This is a genomic window from Rufibacter sp. LB8 (assembly GCF_014876185.1).
GTDB lineage: Bacteria > Bacteroidota > Bacteroidia > Cytophagales > Hymenobacteraceae > Nibribacter.
In genome coordinates, this window is sequence record NZ_JADALJ010000001.1 from 3,452,661 (window position 1) to 3,470,087 (window position 17,427).

At 42.5% G+C, this 17,427-nt stretch carries 16 protein-coding genes; 1 reads left to right on the plus strand and 15 read right to left on the minus strand.

What is annotated here, in order from left to right; all coding sequences use genetic code 11:
- Nucleotides 1–81 precede the first annotated feature (81 nt).
- From IMY23_RS14540 to IMY23_RS14575, 8 genes are all read right to left on the minus strand, one after another.
- The gene (locus tag IMY23_RS14540) at nucleotides 82–624 is read right to left on the minus strand and encodes a hypothetical protein (protein ID WP_192822788.1); all 543 of its coding nucleotides are present in this window, start codon (nucleotides 622–624) and stop codon (nucleotides 82–84) included.
- Between the two features lie 188 nt (nucleotides 625–812).
- Entirely contained in the window at nucleotides 813–1,202 is a 390-nt protein-coding gene (locus IMY23_RS14545; protein ID WP_192822789.1) for a DUF6232 family protein, read from the minus strand.
- An 89-nt stretch (nucleotides 1,203–1,291) separates the two neighbouring features.
- Nucleotides 1,292–2,374 carry a hypothetical protein gene (locus IMY23_RS14550; RefSeq protein WP_192822790.1) on the minus strand — a complete coding sequence of 361 codons (1,083 nt, stop codon included), beginning with the start codon at nucleotides 2,372–2,374 and terminating at the stop codon, nucleotides 1,292–1,294.
- A 142-nt stretch (nucleotides 2,375–2,516) separates the two neighbouring features.
- Entirely contained in the window at nucleotides 2,517–2,993 is a 477-nt protein-coding gene (locus tag IMY23_RS14555) for a hypothetical protein (RefSeq protein ID WP_192822791.1), read from the minus strand.
- A gap of 197 nt (nucleotides 2,994–3,190) precedes the next feature.
- A complete protein-coding gene (locus tag IMY23_RS14560) occupies nucleotides 3,191–3,505 on the minus strand; it encodes a hypothetical protein (protein ID WP_192822792.1) in 315 nt (104 codons plus the stop codon).
- A gap of 417 nt (nucleotides 3,506–3,922) precedes the next feature.
- Nucleotides 3,923–4,156 (minus strand): hypothetical protein, encoded by a 234-nt coding sequence (locus IMY23_RS14565; RefSeq protein ID WP_192822793.1) that lies wholly within the window; start codon nucleotides 4,154–4,156, stop codon nucleotides 3,923–3,925.
- Nucleotides 4,157–4,166: 10 nt separating this feature from the next.
- Nucleotides 4,167–5,432, minus strand: coding sequence for a S8 family serine peptidase (locus IMY23_RS14570; RefSeq protein WP_192822794.1), 1,266 nt, complete (start codon nucleotides 5,430–5,432; stop codon nucleotides 4,167–4,169).
- A gap of 566 nt (nucleotides 5,433–5,998) precedes the next feature.
- The gene (locus IMY23_RS14575; RefSeq protein ID WP_192822795.1) at nucleotides 5,999–6,601 is read right to left on the minus strand and encodes a master DNA invertase Mpi family serine-type recombinase; all 603 of its coding nucleotides are present in this window, start codon (nucleotides 6,599–6,601) and stop codon (nucleotides 5,999–6,001) included.
- Between the two features lie 369 nt (nucleotides 6,602–6,970).
- On the opposite strand from IMY23_RS14575, the gene IMY23_RS14580 reads away from it, so the two are divergent.
- Nucleotides 6,971–7,636, plus strand: a complete 666-nt coding sequence (locus tag IMY23_RS14580; RefSeq protein WP_370589911.1) for a TaqI-like C-terminal specificity domain-containing protein — start codon at nucleotides 6,971–6,973, stop codon at nucleotides 7,634–7,636.
- Here IMY23_RS14580 and IMY23_RS14585 read toward each other — a convergent pair.
- From IMY23_RS14585 to IMY23_RS14615, 7 genes are all read right to left on the minus strand, one after another.
- Nucleotides 7,633–11,499, minus strand: a complete 3,867-nt coding sequence (locus tag IMY23_RS14585) for a TaqI-like C-terminal specificity domain-containing protein (RefSeq protein WP_192822796.1) — start codon at nucleotides 11,497–11,499, stop codon at nucleotides 7,633–7,635. The two genes, IMY23_RS14580 and IMY23_RS14585, sit on opposite strands and share 4 nt — an antisense overlap.
- Nucleotides 11,500–11,930: 431 nt before the next feature.
- Nucleotides 11,931–12,287 carry a hypothetical protein gene (locus IMY23_RS14590; RefSeq protein WP_192822797.1) on the minus strand — a complete coding sequence of 119 codons (357 nt, stop codon included), beginning with the start codon at nucleotides 12,285–12,287 and terminating at the stop codon, nucleotides 11,931–11,933.
- A gap of 180 nt (nucleotides 12,288–12,467) precedes the next feature.
- Nucleotides 12,468–13,178, minus strand: coding sequence for a hypothetical protein (locus IMY23_RS14595; RefSeq protein ID WP_192822798.1), 711 nt, complete (start codon nucleotides 13,176–13,178; stop codon nucleotides 12,468–12,470).
- A 6-nt stretch (nucleotides 13,179–13,184) separates the two neighbouring features.
- Nucleotides 13,185–13,463 (minus strand): hypothetical protein, encoded by a 279-nt coding sequence (locus tag IMY23_RS14600; protein WP_192823843.1) that lies wholly within the window; start codon nucleotides 13,461–13,463, stop codon nucleotides 13,185–13,187.
- A 136-nt stretch (nucleotides 13,464–13,599) separates the two neighbouring features.
- Complete coding sequence (locus IMY23_RS14605; protein ID WP_192822799.1) at nucleotides 13,600–13,983, minus strand: ASCH domain-containing protein; 384 nt, start codon at nucleotides 13,981–13,983, stop codon at nucleotides 13,600–13,602.
- Nucleotides 13,961–15,484 (minus strand): PIN domain-containing protein, encoded by a 1,524-nt coding sequence (locus IMY23_RS14610; protein WP_192822800.1) that lies wholly within the window; start codon nucleotides 15,482–15,484, stop codon nucleotides 13,961–13,963. The genes IMY23_RS14605 and IMY23_RS14610 overlap by 23 nt, the downstream gene beginning before the upstream one ends.
- 486 nt (nucleotides 15,485–15,970) lie before the next feature.
- Nucleotides 15,971–16,513 carry a hypothetical protein gene (locus IMY23_RS14615; RefSeq protein ID WP_192822801.1) on the minus strand — a complete coding sequence of 181 codons (543 nt, stop codon included), beginning with the start codon at nucleotides 16,511–16,513 and terminating at the stop codon, nucleotides 15,971–15,973.
- Nucleotides 16,514–17,427 lie beyond the last annotated feature (914 nt).

A 17,427-nucleotide genomic window follows, 5' to 3' on the forward strand; every position in this document is an offset into this window, starting at 1 on the left:
TTTGGTTTAGTCTGTAAATGGCAACTCAAATTGAATTCTGTTTCCATTCTGCCCACAATTTGGTATTAGTAGGAGAGCTGATTAAACCAATTTCGCCTTTGCCTGTTCCAGCAGGGTTAGCACCTGCACCAGTTCCTCTGGGCTCATGAACACCATTGAATTGGAGTCAAACCTGGATAATTTCAGATAGGCAGACCATTTCTTCTTGTCCTGGCTATAATAGCAACCCGCCTCAAACCCTCCTCTACTGGTAAAGGAAACTTCAGTGTAGTTAGCTGGTGTGCTGGTCAGCAGACTTGACTGTATCAATTTGATTGATTTAATGAGGCCATCCAGTTCATCTGCATCCACAGAGCCCAGCTTTGTGCCCGCAGAATAACCACTGCCTGTAACGGCAGAGAACCTGACCGCACTGGTCTTGGCGGCATTGATGAGGTCTTTTAACACCATCACCTGCACTTCCACGCCTTTCACCTTCCCAACATCCAGGAATTCTTTCTCAATCAGGGTCCCAGACTTAGCTGAGAATAAATCAGCTTTGCTTTGGTCAGCCTTCTTCTCTTGGGCACAAACACCAGAAAGGGTGAAAACACATAAGGCAGCAATAATTAAATGTTTTTTCATAAAAGGGTTTAAGGAGTAAAATTATGACCCCGCAGACATCAGGGTTGTGGGATTAATAATCAGTTGAGGTAAAGGGTAATATCCATCAGGGGCATTGCTAATAAGCTACTAAACCATAAATATAAAATTTTGGTAAATTTTGCGTTTTTGGCCTGTATTTGTAAAACGAGACCGATAACATGCCCTAATTACCCCCTAAACACCATGGCCTCGTTCACGGCGTCCAAAATCTTCTGGATGTAGTCGCGGTCTTTGGCCACAAAGCCATTCGCCTCAGCGGAGTTGCTATTGATGCGCACGGCGTAGCTGTCTTTGGTGAAGTAGAGCCAAACACCACCCGCCAGGGCTAAGGCAATGCCCATGCCACGGGTGGCCTCAGAGAACAGCATTAAAATGCCTAACATGAGTAATAAAATGGCTCCTGCCCGGCTCTTCTTGATATGGAAGTTAGACACGGAGGAGATGTTGCGCATGGCAAAGGTTTGACCCCCTGAGATGAACCTTGACTGGGTCACGGTCACGTTGGCGTCTTGAAAAAAGACAGTTTCTTGTTGCGGTTGGGTAATGGTGGTTTCCATGGGTAAGTATTTACTGGTTTGTTTAGTTGAAGAGATGGCGTTTTCGGCTTTGTTTCAGAAAATGAGCCCTAAAACGGAAAAGAATAAGGTTATTCACTCAGGAGGGGTATTTTCTTCGCGCTTATAATCGGGTCTTTGAATATTTTCTTTACCGTGCGGGGGCTAATGGTTTGCTCTCTGTAAGGGATGTCTTGCCAAGTTTTGGATACCTGCACTACCACCATCTTGAGGCTCACATCTATACCTTCCCTGAAATTGTCATTGAAGAGATGGACTGAAAAGGCACCCTGCCTCACTTTTTCATTCCTGCCTGAGGCAGACACCACATTGCCTTGGTCAATCACCACCTCTTGCCTGTCCCTGAGCCCTGAGAATTTGAAGTGAACATTATCACCCATGGAGGGTGGGGTAAACAAGGAGATGCCGGTAACCGCCAGTGACGCCAGCGCCCCGTACCCGGTCAAGGAGCCTACCGCCTGCAAGCCAGAGCGTAATAGACGGTTAGCCTTTTCATATTCTTCGGTTGATTTCTGCCCCACTCCCAGCCAATAGGACCACGCCACCACTTCTGTTGTCTGGTAGGGGTTCACCTGGTTGGGGGCATAGGAATTTCTGGGTAGTTCTACTGTTGCGTAAGTATGCTGGGTTTTCCCTGCCGCCGTTTCTGAGTGCACCCGTAAGATTTTGTCAAAAAGTGGTTTTGCTACGGTGTCTACTTTCACCAGTTCCTTTCTCACCTTCTGTGTGTATAGGGTATCATAGCCTATTACCACGTCTTTGGTATAAGAATGCCAGGTGGTGTCTTGCTTTGTGACCCAGGTTACCGCGGAATTGAAATTTCTGGCCGCGTCATTTTTGGGTATTCTCTGGATTTTGATCTTGCACACCCTGGCCGCCATGGCCGTGTTCTTGAACCGGAAGACATATACCCCGGTCTTGCCCACGGTGATGGACTTGTTCTCAATCTGCTTTGATTTATAGTCGCTAAATTTGGAGTTGCTGGGGTACTCCGCTATTTCAATTTCCTTGAGTTCTTTGCCGCCCAACTCTTTATAATTGAAAATGATTTTGTCACCTTCAGAAAACCCGTAGAAGAGCTGTTCTTCTGCAAAACCACCAACTTTTATAGTCTGCTCAGACACGTCTACTGGTTCTTGTGCATATACAACCATTGTGCAGGTTAATAGAAAGAAAAGAAGGCTGAACTTTGTAGACATAAATTGGTGTAGGGTAAATTTCTTTAACCTCTTTTAAGTAATCTGTGGTTGCTGTTCAGAGGTCTGTATCTGGTATGTTTGGTGTTCTATTAGTACCCTATCTATAGACACAGTCTAATGTGGCTTTCACTACCTGTTCCACTACGGGTTTTTTAATGTCATGCTTCCGTTCATTTTTGTCACTGAATTTAGTGAAGACCTCCAAGGTAATTCTATGGGTTTTTGAAAAATCATCTAACAGCATTCTGTAGGTAGAGCCCCGTCTGTTCACGCTGCGCGCGCAGCATATAATCACCTCCACCTGAATGTTAATTAGTATGGTAATTTGCTCTTTTGTCTGCCATGCAACATCGCCTGCGCTCACAATACCTACTTTCTTGCCATTGATGGTCAGAATGGAGGTAAAGTCCCATATCTCTCCCTTGCTGCTGTACTTCAGGCTGTCTTTTGTGACCGTTTTGCTATTGAAGATGTGCTCCTTTTCTGCTACTTGTACTAGCTCATGGTAAACGAGCCCGGTAGTGGTGGTCTTGCCGCTGTTCTGGCCTCCTCTGATGATGATGAAATCTGCCATTATCTGTCTGTTTTTAATTCAATGATTCAGCGAACCCGCCTAAATAGGTGGCTGGCCTGCGTGCTTGCCTAGGGTAATAAATTGGGTTTTGGAAGAGTGCTGTGTGATGGTTCCTGCTGTTGAGTTACCTCCTTATTCATCGCCAAAAATAGGTTTCGCGTTTTTGGCCTCATTTCCAGAAACAAGGCCAAAAACGGTTAGTAGCATTTCTTGCAGGGCCTTCTATCATGCCTGCTTTCGGCGTCTGCCTTGGTGACCGCTGAGATGGTGTGGCTGCACCGGTTGAGCCCGCTGCAGGAGGAAGAGCTGTGGAAGGCATAGGCGCTGCCACCCTTACAGATGTAAACCTTGACGGCTTTGGCAGCAGCGGTCTTGGTAGTGGGTTGCTTGGCTGGTGCCTGGTTAGTCTGGGCGTAGCCGTACACGGTGAGCAGAGCCAGCAACAGGGTGAGCAGGTGCTTTTTCATTTGTCTGAGTTTGGTGTCTAGGTACAATACTGCAGTAGGGCTCATCTGGCTTTTTAAGAAAGAGAGGATTTACTGCAGTGCCATGCATGGTAGGGGGAGGACGTACAGGCAGCTTTCAAAGATAGGGCAATTGGGACTGGAGCTAGCTTTGGGGCTTCAGTGATTTTTCACTTTTAAATTGTGGAAAATCACATTTTTAGGTTAGGTTAAAACGTTTTTGGGATTACAGTGGGCGGAGGTCCATTTACAAAGACAAAGGACTTCAATGATTCATTAAAGTCCTTTGTTAGAATGAAATTATAGAAGTCCAATAATCAATAAATTCAAATCTTCAAATGTTTGCTTATCGTAAGATTATCTTTTGCAACGGTTGATATAAATACTTTAATTCTATGCTTATGATGCTTAGCGTTTTCCATTTTCTACGCATCATACGTTTGCAAAGAGGGTACTACCTTTGAGTTATTGTATTTCTGAATCTGGGGGAGAAATTTGAATTGATTGATCTTCCTTTAAAGAAAGAATCTCATCATAACTTCGGAGCTTTTCTATTGATTTATCCTCCACGTTACCTGTGATCACCCCATACTCAAATATATTGGTTATTTGCAGGCCGTCCTGCTTTAATGTGCTTGCAATTATGTGCAAACGATCCAAACAATCTTCTGTGATGGTGATGACAATGTTCTTGCGCATGGTTCCTGGCTTATGGAGCCGTAGCCAAACCGGCCCCTACATCTTGGATGGATAACAACGGCAATTTCTGTGCAATAGTTTGCAAAGTAGAGATAATCTGACTAGGTGTAGCATGCGGATACTGCTCCCTCAAAAGGGCAATAATACCTGCTACGTGCGGAGTGGCCATACTAGTCCCAGAGATGGTTCTATATCTGGCTGGCAAAGGCCAGGAAGAATAAACTTGTACCCCTGGAGCGGCAATATCTATTAAAGCCATCGGGTTTATGGCTCTGTTGGAGAAGTCAGCAATATTCAACCCAGAGTCAAGTGCTGCGATCGCTAAGACAGAGGGACAGTCTGCTGGACTTGATACGGGGTCATAATGATTCCAGGAACGTCTACTGTCATTTCCCGCCGCCGCTATTACTACGGAACCTTTAGCCATAGCACTTTTGGAAGCTCTTTCATAAGCAATATCATGGCTCTGTCCCGGAAAGGTTCTTGAGCCTAAAGACATGGAAATGACATGGCATCCATTGTTGGCAGCCCATTCCATGCCAGCCAGAATCCAGGCCTGGGCACCACTGCCCTGATTGCTTAGGACTTTGCCAACGTAGATAGAGGCTTCTTTTGCAACCCCATAGCGTTGGCCTGTCCTGTCCAAGTTGCCGCATGCCGTTCCAACGCAATGTGTGCCATGGCCGTGTTGGTCTTGTGCCGTCTCGTTGGGAACAAATGAGCTTGAGACTATATTTCTATTTGTAAAATCTGGATGGTGAAGGTCAAAACCTGTATCTAAAACTGCTACTTTAATATCTTTCCCTGTAAACTGAGAATTTGCGGCACGTGTAGCCTGCAATCCCCAAGTGGTTGGGATATTAAGGCTGGCGGGAATAGATTCTGGGATGTATACCACCTTTTCAGGCACTACAATGTATTCTAAAGAAGTATCAGATTCTAGGAGCTGTACTTGGTCTTCTTCTCCCCCAACCAATGCAACACCTAAATCCTCGAATATTAATGCATCAGCACCTTCAATTTGGCTTTCATCAAATGCCTGTAGGTCGAAATCTTTTGTGTTAGCTACTTGAATCCCCATCCTTGATTCAAAAAGGCGCTCTACTCTGGAAAAATCCCTGTTTCCATCCTTCAAAATTACAAAGTACCTTCCTGTATAAAGCGGGGAGGTGTCTTGAGGATGGTTGTAAACTTCATTTACAAATTTTTCAAATGACCTGAGCCGTTGATTGTTTTCGGCAAGAAAGGTGCGGGACCCAAGTATCGGCTTTTTCATGGCTGGAAGTTGAGGTTGTTAAATATCCATATATGAATACTAATTTAAATTTAACCAGGAGTTGATGAGAGTATTTATCATGGGATTATTCACAAGTTAATACAGGTATTTTCACCTTCTTGATTTTTATTAGCGCCATTCTACGGGAATGAAGCTTTCATCATAAGATATATGTTTAAGGAATAGTTGTCTTTATAAAAAGTAATCAAAGTGTATGCCCTCCTGATGATAAGTGCTATTTATAACTTCTAATATCTTTGATTACTATGAAAGTTGGCAGTAATCGTGTAGCCTAAAGGACCAACAAAAGCCCTAACATCTTGAAAGGATTAATGCGATGCTGAAATCAGTTATAAGTTCGGTAAGAGAGAATTGGGACGATAACAAATAGTATATACCAGTGAAAGTGAACAATGGGACCAAGGCGCATATTTGGTTGTTGAAGAGACTACAGAGCCATATCTGCGTTTCATTGTATAAGTATAACGGAGGTGCTTCCCTAAAACAGGAAACATATGGGGTGTACAATGGATTTAGGGGAGTTTTATTGAACTACTTCACTCAATTCATTGACCAATAGCCTGCTCCTTCACAAAAGAGGACACTGTCAATCTATGGACCCCTAATATTCTGCCTATAGCGCTGAAGGATATCTTTTTGCTGAGTAGTTGCTGTATTTCCTCTTCTTTTCCAGTGAGTTTCTTGGTCTGAGATTTACTGCCTTTTGGGCGTCCTAATATTTTTCCTTCTGCTTTGCGGCGTGCCAAGGCTTCTTTGGTTCGTTGAGAGATGAGGTTACGTTCAATTTCGGCAGATAGCCCAAAAGCAAAGGCTAATACTTTAGAGTTGATGTTGTTGCCCAACTCATAATTTTCTTTGACGGTGTATACCATAATGTCTTTCTCCATGCAGTCATGGAGGATTTTCATGATTTGCATTAAGTTCCGGCCCAGGCGTGAAAGTTCTGAAACTACCAAAACATCACCTTTCTTCATCTTAAATAGGAGTGCGCCGAATTTTCGCACCTCTAGTTTTTTGGTAGAGCTGATGGTTTCTTCAATCCATTCATCTATAGTAAACTCCCGTTTTTGGGTGAATTTCTTGATTTCGAAGAGCTGGTTTTCTGTGGTTTGCTTGTCAGTGCTGATCCGGATGTAGCCGTAGTTCATGGTATTGGTTAAAATTGTTTAACGCAAGAAATGAACTAGGATTGGAAACGTCAATGATTGCCTGTATAAGTTAAAGACTGCTCAAATAATTTTTCCGACAAATAAGAAGGTAGAATTTGGAGCGATTACGTTAGTCAGAACAAGGCGCTGGCCACCAACTTTTCTGGCGAAAGTGGTTGGGTTATTCTGAGTGAGATTGAGACCCGCATTAAGCAAAAAGTTGAAGCTATCGGCACGCCGCTAAAGGAATGGGACATTCAAATCAATTATGGAATCAAAACTGGTTTCAATGAAGCTTTCATTATTGACGGTCAAAAACGCGCTGAATTACTAGAGAAATGCCCTAAAGCTGATGAAATTATTCGTCCGATTTTACGTGGCAGGGATATCAAGAAGTATAAAGCTGAGTTTGCAGATCAATGGATGATATTTATCCCATGGCATTTTCCTTTACAAAATGACATTTCCGTAAAAGGTTCTTCTAATGAAGCTGAAAAGGCTTTTAGAGATTCTTATCCGGATATTTATAACCACTTAATTCAATTTAAAGAACCTCTATCTAAAAGGAACCCAGCTGAGACAGGCAAGCGATATGAGTGGTATGCTTTACAAAGATTCGGATCTAATTATTGGCCAGATTTTAATAAAGAAAAAATAGTATGGATAGAGCTAACTAATTCTCCAAAATTCGCAATCGATACTAATGGTTACTACCTTAACAACACAATTTTCTTTATGACTGGCAATCACTTAAAGTATTTACTTTCATATTTAAATTCGCGCTTATGTGAATGGCATTTTGATAAAATTGCAGCAACTTCTGGAGCTGGTACAAGAAGATGGATAAAGATTTATATAGATCAAATATGTGCACCCAAACCGGATTTGAAAAACGAGAGTGATATTAATGATTTAATTGATAATGCGATTAAAAACCAAAGCAATGAGAATTTAGAAAAGATAGATGCTTATTTTTACAAAGTCTTTAACTTAGATGTATTAGAGATTGAAACAATAATAAGTGCAGAACTTTAATTCTTGTCTATCAATTGTTTAAAACTTTCTATGCTTCTTTCATCCTTTGTTAAGTCATACAAATTAAATATTATCTCATCAAGTTCTATTTCTTCATTTGAAGAGTCTAAGCCAGACTCTTTCCGTTTTAGAACCTCATGTACTTTCTCTGAAATTAGTTCTTGTATTTCTTTAGATGGTTTAGGAATTGGTAGTTGTTCAACATACATTGGCTTATATTCAAAATAACCGCCATTTCTAGTTACTCCAAGTTGTTTAATATAAAAATCTGCGATTTTAGAATTTAATATACCGAGAAGATAAAGGTTATCAGTTGCTATAAAAGGAGCAGGTGCATTAATTACAAAATGCTCTTTTGTAAATGAAAATTGAGGTTTAGTCGCGAGGTTCCCCCAAGTTATTTTTGGTTTAGTAAATTCTTTATAATAATTTGAGCCGAACCTTTGTAACGCGTACCATTCATATCTTATGCCTGTTTCTGTTGGGTTCCTATTTAATAAGGCATCTTTGAATTGTGAGAGATATTGATAAATTTCAGGATAAGATTCTTTAAATGCTTGCTCTGCTACGCTAGAAGCTCCTCTAATTGAAGGATCTCCTTGCAAGGGAAAATGCCAAGGAATAAATAGTATCCAGGAGTCAACAGGCTCAATTAAATATCTTTTAATATCCCTGCCACGTAAAATCGGACGAATAATTTCATCAGCTTTAGGGCATTTCTCTAGTAATTCAGCGCGTTTTTGACCGTCAATAATGAAAGCTTCATTGAAACCAGTTTTGATTCCATAATTGATTTGAATGTCCCATTCCTTTAGCGGCGTGCCGATAGCTTCAACTTTTTGCTTAATGCGGGTCTCAATCTCACTCAGAATAACCCAACCACTTTCGCCAGAAAAGTTGGTGGCCAGCGCCTTGTTCTGACTAACGTAATCGCTCATTTTTTCTAGACTGCCTAGGGTTTTATCTAGCAGGCATGTCTGGGTTTGGCCAAGATATGGGGATTTTTGGGCTATAAGTAAGTTGGTGTCTACGGTGGCAGACTCAAACACTTGGTATCCCCCAAAGTCCACCAGAAGCAGCGGGTTGGTCTTCTCCAAGAAGAACTTCCTGATTGCCTGCCCGTAATTGGCGCGCATCCACTTGTTGGAGGTGATAAACCCAAAGAAATAATCTTTCTTGAGCAGCCGGATGGCCTGCTCGTAAAACAGGCAATAGATGTCACCGGTCCTTACGAACGTGTCATACTTCATTTTCTGGAGCGCGTCAGCGTCCGATCCCATTTTCTGAAGTTGTATATACGGTGGGTTGCCCAGAACTACCTCAAAGCCCTCAAAGTCTCCCTTGGAATTAAGTACCTCCGGAAACTCAAAGCGCCACTCAAAGGCGTTTCTATAGATGATATTACTTTCAGCAGTATGGATTTCCATCTCCTGCTTCTCAATGTTGAGGGTGATCCGGCGCACCTCCAACTCCATGTCTTTCTCAGATCGCTTTTTCCCGAACAGATCAATGTTATTGTGGGCAAGGGCCAGCTGCCCGCGTTGATCCGCCAGTTTCTTGCGCCGTGGGTCTCGCCGGCTCACTGTCTCATGGAACTGCTTCTTAATTTTCTGAATGAACGCCTGTAACTCATTCTTCGCGCTCTTGCTATGTGCCTCCTTGTAGTCGTGCACTGCCTTTTGGTATTCCTGTGGTCCGAAGTCCTGCTTTTTGAAAACTTCAGATAGGTCTTCTTGAAGGGAGTATTTGCTCAGCAGGGAGTTCCCATGCTTGATGTTGATGTCAATGTTGGGCAGCGTCTCCAGTTCTCTATACTCTGTCTCTGTCTTGTAATAGGCATGCTTCAGAAGCTCTATCCACAGTCTCAATTGGCATATTTTAACTGAGTTGGGGTTGATGTCCACTCCAAATAGGCAATTCTCAATAATTTTCCGCTTTTCATTGAACAGGGTCTGCTGAATACGCTGTACCGGCTGTGGGATCACATGGGTGCCTCCGGGTCCCTCTTTCACAGAGTATTCAAAGAAATTCCCGGAGTGGGCGTAGGTGATGACCAATTCATCTTGGGCAATCCCCACCTCTATCTCCGCGAGCCGGTTTCCGTTTGCGTCGGCTAGGATGCCTAGCTCCCCTTTTATGGCGATAAGTTCATTCAGACTGGAAACCAAGAAATGACCTGAGCCAACCGCTGGGTCTACTATTTTAACACTGTCTACTAGTTTATTGTCTGCCAGAACCTCTTCCGTTTTACGGCGGTCAGACAAGTAATTTTTGACATCGGCAATGGTGGAGCAGTTCCAGGTGTATTTGTCGTTGAATTTCTTCACCACCGCCTTCCTGATGGTTTCCTGGCAGAGGAACATGGTCACGGCACCTGGGGTGTAGATGGAGCCGTCACGGTAGCCGTTTATCTTCTCAAACACCAGGCCCAACACTGCGGCATTAATGATAGTCTTGTTTTCCTCCTGTACTTCCTCTTTCCCTACCGAGGCAAAGTCATAAGCCTCCAGGAACTGGAAAAAATAGTGCAGCGTATTTTGGGTTTGGCTTAATTCCCTTTGGTGTACCCGCTTGCGGAGAATGGAAGTGGCGTATATCTCCATGTCCATGTTTCCGTCCAAGCCATTGATTTTAATTGTGGCCTCCTCCAACGGGGAGATTTCAAACAGGGAACTGTTCAGGTAAGGGATATGGCCAAACTTCTGTTGTATGAGTGTTGACCGCTGTTCATTCTGGCGTGCCAGCACCTGGAAGAAAAGCTTGTATAACTCATCATAATCACTGATGGTTTGTGAGTTTAGAAACCTGTATTTTTTGTCTTCTTGGTGGTATTTGATCAGCTGGGCCTCCAGCAGTTTCAGGAAAAGGATTCTGTTAACCCACGTAATGCACAGTTCCAGGCTTAGATGGAACAATTGTTCTTCCCTGGTCTTTCCGTACATTTGTGCGTGCGGAATGCGTGCTAGGGTGTTCTCCACCTCCAGGATATTGATGGTGTTCTCAATCATGGAGCCGGGCTGCCGTTCCCGCTCCGGCATCCTGTCAATGAATTTTCTCCCCCCTTTTTCTCTGATTTCCTTTAAGCCTATGATATGGAGCAACTCAGAGAAAAAGCCTTTGTCTAAGGAGTTGCTGTCGTTCAGGAAGGAGAGTTTGAGTAAATGGACCGGTGTGAAGAACTTGAACAGGGGGATTAGTTTGTTGTCATCCTTGTCCTTGGTGCTGTCAAGTTGTTTCTTGAACGTGCGTATGTCAAAATACGTGAAGGTGATGGTTTCCTTAAGTTGATCGATAAAGGGCTTTGCTATCTCCTTGTAAAACAGGTCTGTCTTGTTGCTTACTTTCTGGCCGCTTGCCCAATCTTTGTAGGCTGTCTGGAGTTGCTTGCTCTCTCTGAAAACCCGTTCAAACAGCTGTGCGTCAAATACAAACCATTCATACACATTTGTAATGACCAGATGCGTAAGTGAGTTATTGTTGTTATTCAGACGTTCCCGCAGAAAGTAAAGGATCAGCTCATGCATTGCTTTTGCGTTGAGGTTATCCTTTGTGATCATATCCGCCTTATTGGTGGGTTTCTTCACCTCGAAAAGCACTCCGGCGGGGGCTTTGGAATCCTTGCCCAAATGAATGACAAAGTCTGTGAGCTCTTTGGTGTTGATGAGGTAGTCTGTTTGATAGAAAGTATCGCGCAGGAATGTCATCAAATGGTTTTTCACATTCTCTTCTCTTTCCTTTTCATCTATATGGCTTAGCAGGGTTTTGAGATTAGCTTTGAAAGTGTTGAGATCCTGTCGTTTGGGTTTAATTAAGCGATAGGCTTTGTTCAGGCTGTCTTTCAGCTCAGTGTGGGTTATTACCATGTTGCGGAGAAGCGTAGAATCCAGTGACTAGCAAGATACAAAAAGTAGCGCGGATATGCATTCTCACAGGATGGGAGCAATAGAACAGCAGGGCAAGTAGTTACCCAAAAGGAACAGTTATAAGCAACAAGAAACATATAGAAGTATCTAGTTTATCCCTTGTTTGAATGGTGACAGTTTTTAAAAAATTGCTAAGTTCTAAGGGAAGTGAATGATGCCTTAAGCCATTATCAAAGATAGAAGGAAATACAGACCTCTCCCTTGCTCGCGGTCTGTGAAGTTTCACATAATGATATGTAATTTTTAGAAAAAGTTAGGCTAGAACATTTTATAACTCAGCTACAAGTGGGTTTTTGAAAGCAAAAGAAAGGGTAGCGGTTATTGTGACCAATATGTGAGGAAGGAAATACTTGCTGGCATTGTCAAAGGGCTTATGTATTTTGGAAAAGTAGATTTTTAAAACTGGAAGATTCCTGGTCCAAATCCATTCTGAATTTCACATTCACCAAGAACCCCTTCGCGCCACCAGATTCTAGCCGGTATTTACCTTCCATCCCAAGCAAGCCTTCTATTTTCTCAACCCCGAATGGTTTGACAGCACCAATACCTAACGCCGTAATCTTAATAATAAGAGATTTGATTTCTATGTCTTTTTTATCATACATCCGAGCACCAAAAAAATTCTTTATCAAATGGTTGTTTGAGTTGTCCTCAGAGCTTATCTCTTCCCTGAGAAAAGATTCCACTTCCTTTTGTAAACCTTGCCCATTTAAAATCTTTAAATCCATCTTGTAAATTGTAGAAGGCAACCTTTAAATCCATTAGTCACTTATAAACCAAAGTTTGTTTGGAAGCCCCTCAGTGACAAAAGCAGGGTAAATGATTCGTATTTGCTCAATTCCATAAATCCAGCAAAGTAAGCCTCTCAGAAAATCTGGCAATGATGACTAAATAATCCCAATTTCACATCATTTTGTAGCCATTGCCGCCAGCCTGTCAAAGTTCTCCATTTTCTCGCGTGCACTGATGATCCATTCAGTTACCAGCTCCACATATTCTGAAAATTGCAGCTCTTCAAATACTAAACCTCTCTCTGAACAAAGAAGTGGAGCCTGGGCAAAAAAGAGTGTTAAACGTTCAAAGAGTATACTAGGACTAGGGATAAGCTTTCTTTCAACTGGAGGCGCCCGGTGCAATATCCAGTCCCGTACACATTTGATGGCTTCTTTGGGACTGTTGAAGTGAATACTTGGGTCTTCCCCGCCTAAATCTGTGATGTGTTCCTTATAGCGGTGAGGGACACTGTCTAAAACAAGGTATTCCTTTTCATAGTCATAGGCCGTGCCGAACTCCCGGCACCCAATAAAGACGCCAAGCTCCAGTGGCATGTTGTTCCGGGGCATAACGTTGGCCTCAAGGCTTATTCTAGACAGATCATGTATGCCATAGCGGCATTCCCCTATAATATCCAGAATTCTTGAAAATCTGATGTTCTGTGAACTACCCTCCAAGGCACACCGGGCTATAAAGCCACAGTCATGAAGGGTGAAAACGATAGCGTGGAAAAGTGGTTTGAATTCATCATCAAAAGGACAATTGATGAACACATTGAAATCATAATCCCCATGTTTTTCACGCTTCCTGCGGGAGGACCTTTTAGTTTTTATTCCACTAGCCATGATGACCTACTTTTTGCGCTTTGGGGTTGCCTTTTTTGCGGACGGTGCCCCTTTAGGTTTCTTGGCTGCTGCTTTATTTTTAGCATTAACAGCTGTCTTGGGAGCGGTTTTGCTTTTACGCACCGGTGGGCCACCAAACTGCTGTTGGTACTCCTCTCTCAACGTGCCGAGCTTCTTGTCACTTCTTGCATCTGAACCATCTGGATTCCTGATGGCTCCCTTGTCAAGCCCCAGTTTCTTCTCAAGGTTTCCAATGGTTATGTCTGATCTTATCTTGCGGGGCATTGTAACAGGCTTTTAGGACACAGTTTAAGAAGTAAGAGATTTTCTCTCAGACCATCAAAGATTAATTAACACTTATTCTTTTGGTTATGTTGTTCAACTCTAAACTTAGTGAAATAAGCTTTTTTACACCTTTTATTCACCCTAGGTCATGCAAATAAAGAAAGGACTGCGGTGCAAAATGGATATTGAAGTCATCTTTCAGGCATTTTGGCTGCTTGTATTTCTTTACGCATTTAATCTCAATGGCATTGGCCTCATGTTTGCCTTCAAAGTATGTATCAAAGAAGCATTTTGAGATACCTGAATGTTTTTTGGTCCTTTGCCATAGTTCTTCCTTGTCCCCTTTTAAAATTGTTTTGATTTCAAATTCACCAATCACCTTTTGAACAGGTGAGGAGGCGTAAACGATAATGGTAGTGATGGAGGTGTTTTTAAAAAGAGTCTTCCGATACTCATACCGTTTTTCGCCTTCAAAAATCTTATCTGCATATTCAGGTTTAATCGATAATAATACTTTCATTACTTTCAGAGGCTTTTAATATGTGGTCAACCTTCTCCCAAGAAATTTGGGTGAAAGTGCGCGGTGCATCATCAACGCCCCCAAGCACACCTAAATCAATGAGCCTTGCCATGTTCGGCCTCTTTGGAAATGAGTAGGTATAGAGGAAGTTGACAACAAACGGCCTGTTTTTGGGGTTTCGGTCCCAATATGCCATAAGTTCTGTTTCTGTAAGAACAGTCCTTTTTCGACAAATTTTAATTAAATCCGCCGCACTTGCAACTGGGGCTAGCACTTCCTCCACAATTGCGATTGTGGTCACCACACTTTTATGATATCCCCCGGTCCTATAAAAAATGATGACATCTCCTTTTTTGAAGTTCCTGATATAGGAATGGGAAATGTATGACTTGCTTAATGCATTTCTATGTGGCTCATTTTCAACAAAGTCTTGTCTTGATTCATTGTTTAGAATAGAGTCTGGGAAAAGTTCTGTATGGTATTCTGGGTAAATTGGAACAATGTAAGCTTTCCCTCTTCTTGAAATATAAGGGAAAGAAAATTTTGGATTGCTATGGTCTACGTGTGGCCGGAAATTGCGGACGTAAACGTTTTCTTCCTCCACTGTTTCTGCTGTCTTCGTTTTCTTAACACCCCATAATACAAACCCCCACTCAGATAGGAGGTCTATCAACCTTTGCTGCTCCGGACGTTTTGGGAAAATAGTGACATAGATTTCATCTACTCCCCTTGAGAGAGCATTGTCAAAAATTATCTTAAGAAAACGTTCCCCCAGTTTAAAACCTGTTAAGGTCACTTTAAATGTGCCAATTTTCAGTCTTTTTTTAGGGGGTAGCGGAGGAGTCATATCAGAGTAAGGCTCATTTGTCCCTTCAGTCTTTAAGAAAAGGAATGCGCAAATTTTGCCGTCAGCATAACATACATAGGCTATCTCGTCTGCTTTTCTATTAAACCAACCATCAAAGTTGTCATAGTCGCTTCTGAAAGAATCAAAGAATTCATCTTGCAATTCTATATGTCCAAAGAGCTCTTTTTTAACAGCCAGCACCTTATAGTCTGTCAGCTCAGGATGTTCTGCCAAACACTTTTCAATAAACTTCTCAATCTTGAAAACACGGTCTGAGATCCCTAATTCACTCGCTTTAAGATGTATTCTTTTGTCTTCAGAAATAAGTATATCTACCCTGCCCGTAAATACCTCATTAAGAATCTGGGAATCATTGATATCATTAGGCGTGTGGTCCAGCTTTTTAGAGACCTTTGTCACCTCTGCATGGATTGGAGCAAGTGCTTTAATGAGGTGATAGCTGCTCAGTTTGATGGCAAAAGATTTTTTCACTTTTTCTTCCCCATGTCTATTGATTTCTTCTACTGAAATGGGATGAATAACCTTCTGGAGGCGGAGTTTATCCAGCCAGCTGAATAATTGGCCTATATCTTCATTTCTTACAACGGCGGCCTCTCTATGGATAAGAATATTTGTGTCTAATAGTGCTTTCATAGCATTTCTGTAAATCCTGCCTAATAACTTTTTAAGGGAATAATAAAGACCTAAGCTTTCAACTTTCTATTTATTTGTTTCCAGCCATTCAAAGTACTCTCTTAAATACACCGTTAGAACTTCGGTGTATCTTCCCACGATATATTCTTTTATGATTTGCCCTGGCTCCCCATTCCTATTCCACCAGGAAATTAAGAATACCACCCTGTCCTTAAAGGCATATGGCTTCGGCATGGCCTTTTTATTACACTGCTCAGGAATATGTGTATATAAGTTTGCCTTCTTAACATTTCTGACAATCGCCAGGTCTTAAGCTTTCCATACGTTATTATTCTTTGCACTGCAGGAAGTGATAAAATGCTGTTTGTCTTTGTAAGTAGAACCAGAAGGGTTGCTTTAAGTGGTTGGAATAGTTGGGTAATGGGAATACAAGGTGAATTCCTTTTCCATTTTGCCCGTAGTTTCACTTTTGTAAGGGAAAGCTGATTAAACCAATTTCGCCTTTGCCAGCTCCAACAGGGCCAGCACCTGCACCAGCTCCTCCGGGCTCATGAACACCATGGAGTTGGAGTCAAACTTTGACAGTTTCAGGTAGGCGGACCACTTTTTTTTGTCCTGGCTGTAATAGCAACCTGCCTCAAACCCTCCTCTGCTAGTAAAGGAGACCTCTGTGTAATTGGCCGGGGAGCTGGGCAGCAGGCTGGACTGGATCAACTTGATCGATTTGATGAGGCCTTCGAGTTCATCCGCATCCACAGAGCCTATCTTTGTGCCTGCGGAGTAACCGCTGCCCGTCACGGCGGCGAACCTGACCGCGCTTGTCTTGGCGGCATGGATAAGATCTTTCAGAACGATTACCTGCACCTCCACGCCCTTGACCTTCCCGACGTCCAGGAACTCTTTCTCGATCAGGGTCCCAGACTTAGCTGAAAATAGATCCGCCTTGCTTTGGTCAGTTTTCTTCTCCTGGGCATAAATACCGGAAAGGGTGAAAATGCATACTACAGCGATCAGTAAAAGTTTTTTCATAAAAGGGTGTAAATGGTTTAACTCCAACAGGAGGGCCTGGGCCTTCCTCCACAACAGTCGCATGTTCTCTCAGACAGAGGGCTTCCTAGGCAACCAGTAGCCAAGAACAGCCGAGACATCCGATCGTATGGCAATAACTTTCCTGATTGCCAATAGACAGCGGTCCGCTGAGGGACTATGGTTTACTACAAATACCGGAACCGATAGGGAGGCGGAATGGGCAATTACCAAAGATAGAAAGAATAGTAAGCGGACAGGCTCTAAGGCCTGCTGTGATTTTTCACGGGTCAATCAGGCCAAAAGCAGCATTTGATAGAGGGAGCATCAAGGCACTCAGAAGAGAGGGAGGAAGTGAGACTGGAACGGACTGACAGGCAAGGGATACCTTTAAGTAATGGCAGGGAATCGCTTATGGCCAAAAAGCATCAACAGTATCATATAGGGATACACGGGTTGAGAAACGCCCTAACCTTTGGAGAAAGTGTGAAAAATCACACCGCGGAAATGTTAAAGGAAAATTTACCTTTGGTGAAGGTGAGAACAGGCTCCGGTTAACTACCATTTGGACCCGTACAGTCTAGCCCCATGTGATCTTCTAATCCCAGAGCTAGAATTTATGGTACTCAAAGTCTATATCTGGATGGCTCATCATAGGAATCGATGATGAGCCTTTAACAAAATCATGCTAATAAGGAAACAGTTTCCCAGTAAGGGATGCGTCAAGAGTTTTTTTGGAGGATTTTAGCTTCCAAAGTAAATTTAATTGGAGTCCTGAAATACAATCCATAACTAGGTGTCCTAATTTGCTGACTTATAGTTATATATAACAAATCATATATAATCCACCTAAAAAGATAGCTTATATTTTTTTGATTTACTCTATAGCCCTAAACACGCGACATTTCTGTTCTTCT

Coding starts and splice junctions, on each gene's coding strand:
- IMY23_RS14585 (WP_192822796.1), bottom strand. CDS start 11,499: ATGGTAATAACCCACACTGAGCTGAAAGACAGCCTGAACAAAGCCTAT.
- IMY23_RS14605 (WP_192822799.1), bottom strand. CDS start 13,983: ATGAAAGTATTATTATCGATTAAACCTGAATATGCAGATAAGATTTTT.
- IMY23_RS14550 (WP_192822790.1), bottom strand. CDS start 2,374: ATGGTTGTATATGCACAAGAACCAGTAGACGTGTCTGAGCAGACTATA.
- IMY23_RS14575 (WP_192822795.1), bottom strand. CDS start 6,601: ATGAACTACGGCTACATCCGGATCAGCACTGACAAGCAAACCACAGAA.
- IMY23_RS14600 (WP_192823843.1), bottom strand. CDS start 13,463: ATGCCCCGCAAGATAAGATCAGACATAACCATTGGAAACCTTGAGAAG.
- IMY23_RS14570 (WP_192822794.1), bottom strand. CDS start 5,432: ATGAAAAAGCCGATACTTGGGTCCCGCACCTTTCTTGCCGAAAACAAT.
- IMY23_RS14590 (WP_192822797.1), bottom strand. CDS start 12,287: ATGGATTTAAAGATTTTAAATGGGCAAGGTTTACAAAAGGAAGTGGAA.
- IMY23_RS14540 (WP_192822788.1), bottom strand. CDS start 624: ATGAAAAAACATTTAATTATTGCTGCCTTATGTGTTTTCACCCTTTCT.
- IMY23_RS14555 (WP_192822791.1), bottom strand. CDS start 2,993: ATGGCAGATTTCATCATCATCAGAGGAGGCCAGAACAGCGGCAAGACC.
- IMY23_RS14615 (WP_192822801.1), bottom strand. CDS start 16,513: ATGAAAAAACTTTTACTGATCGCTGTAGTATGCATTTTCACCCTTTCC.
- IMY23_RS14545 (WP_192822789.1), bottom strand. CDS start 1,202: ATGGAAACCACCATTACCCAACCGCAACAAGAAACTGTCTTTTTTCAA.
- IMY23_RS14560 (WP_192822792.1), bottom strand. CDS start 3,505: ATGAGCCCTACTGCAGTATTGTACCTAGACACCAAACTCAGACAAATG.
- IMY23_RS14595 (WP_192822798.1), bottom strand. CDS start 13,178: ATGGCTAGTGGAATAAAAACTAAAAGGTCCTCCCGCAGGAAGCGTGAA.
- IMY23_RS14610 (WP_192822800.1), bottom strand. CDS start 15,484: ATGAAAGCACTATTAGACACAAATATTCTTATCCATAGAGAGGCCGCC.
- IMY23_RS14565 (WP_192822793.1), bottom strand. CDS start 4,156: ATGCGCAAGAACATTGTCATCACCATCACAGAAGATTGTTTGGATCGT.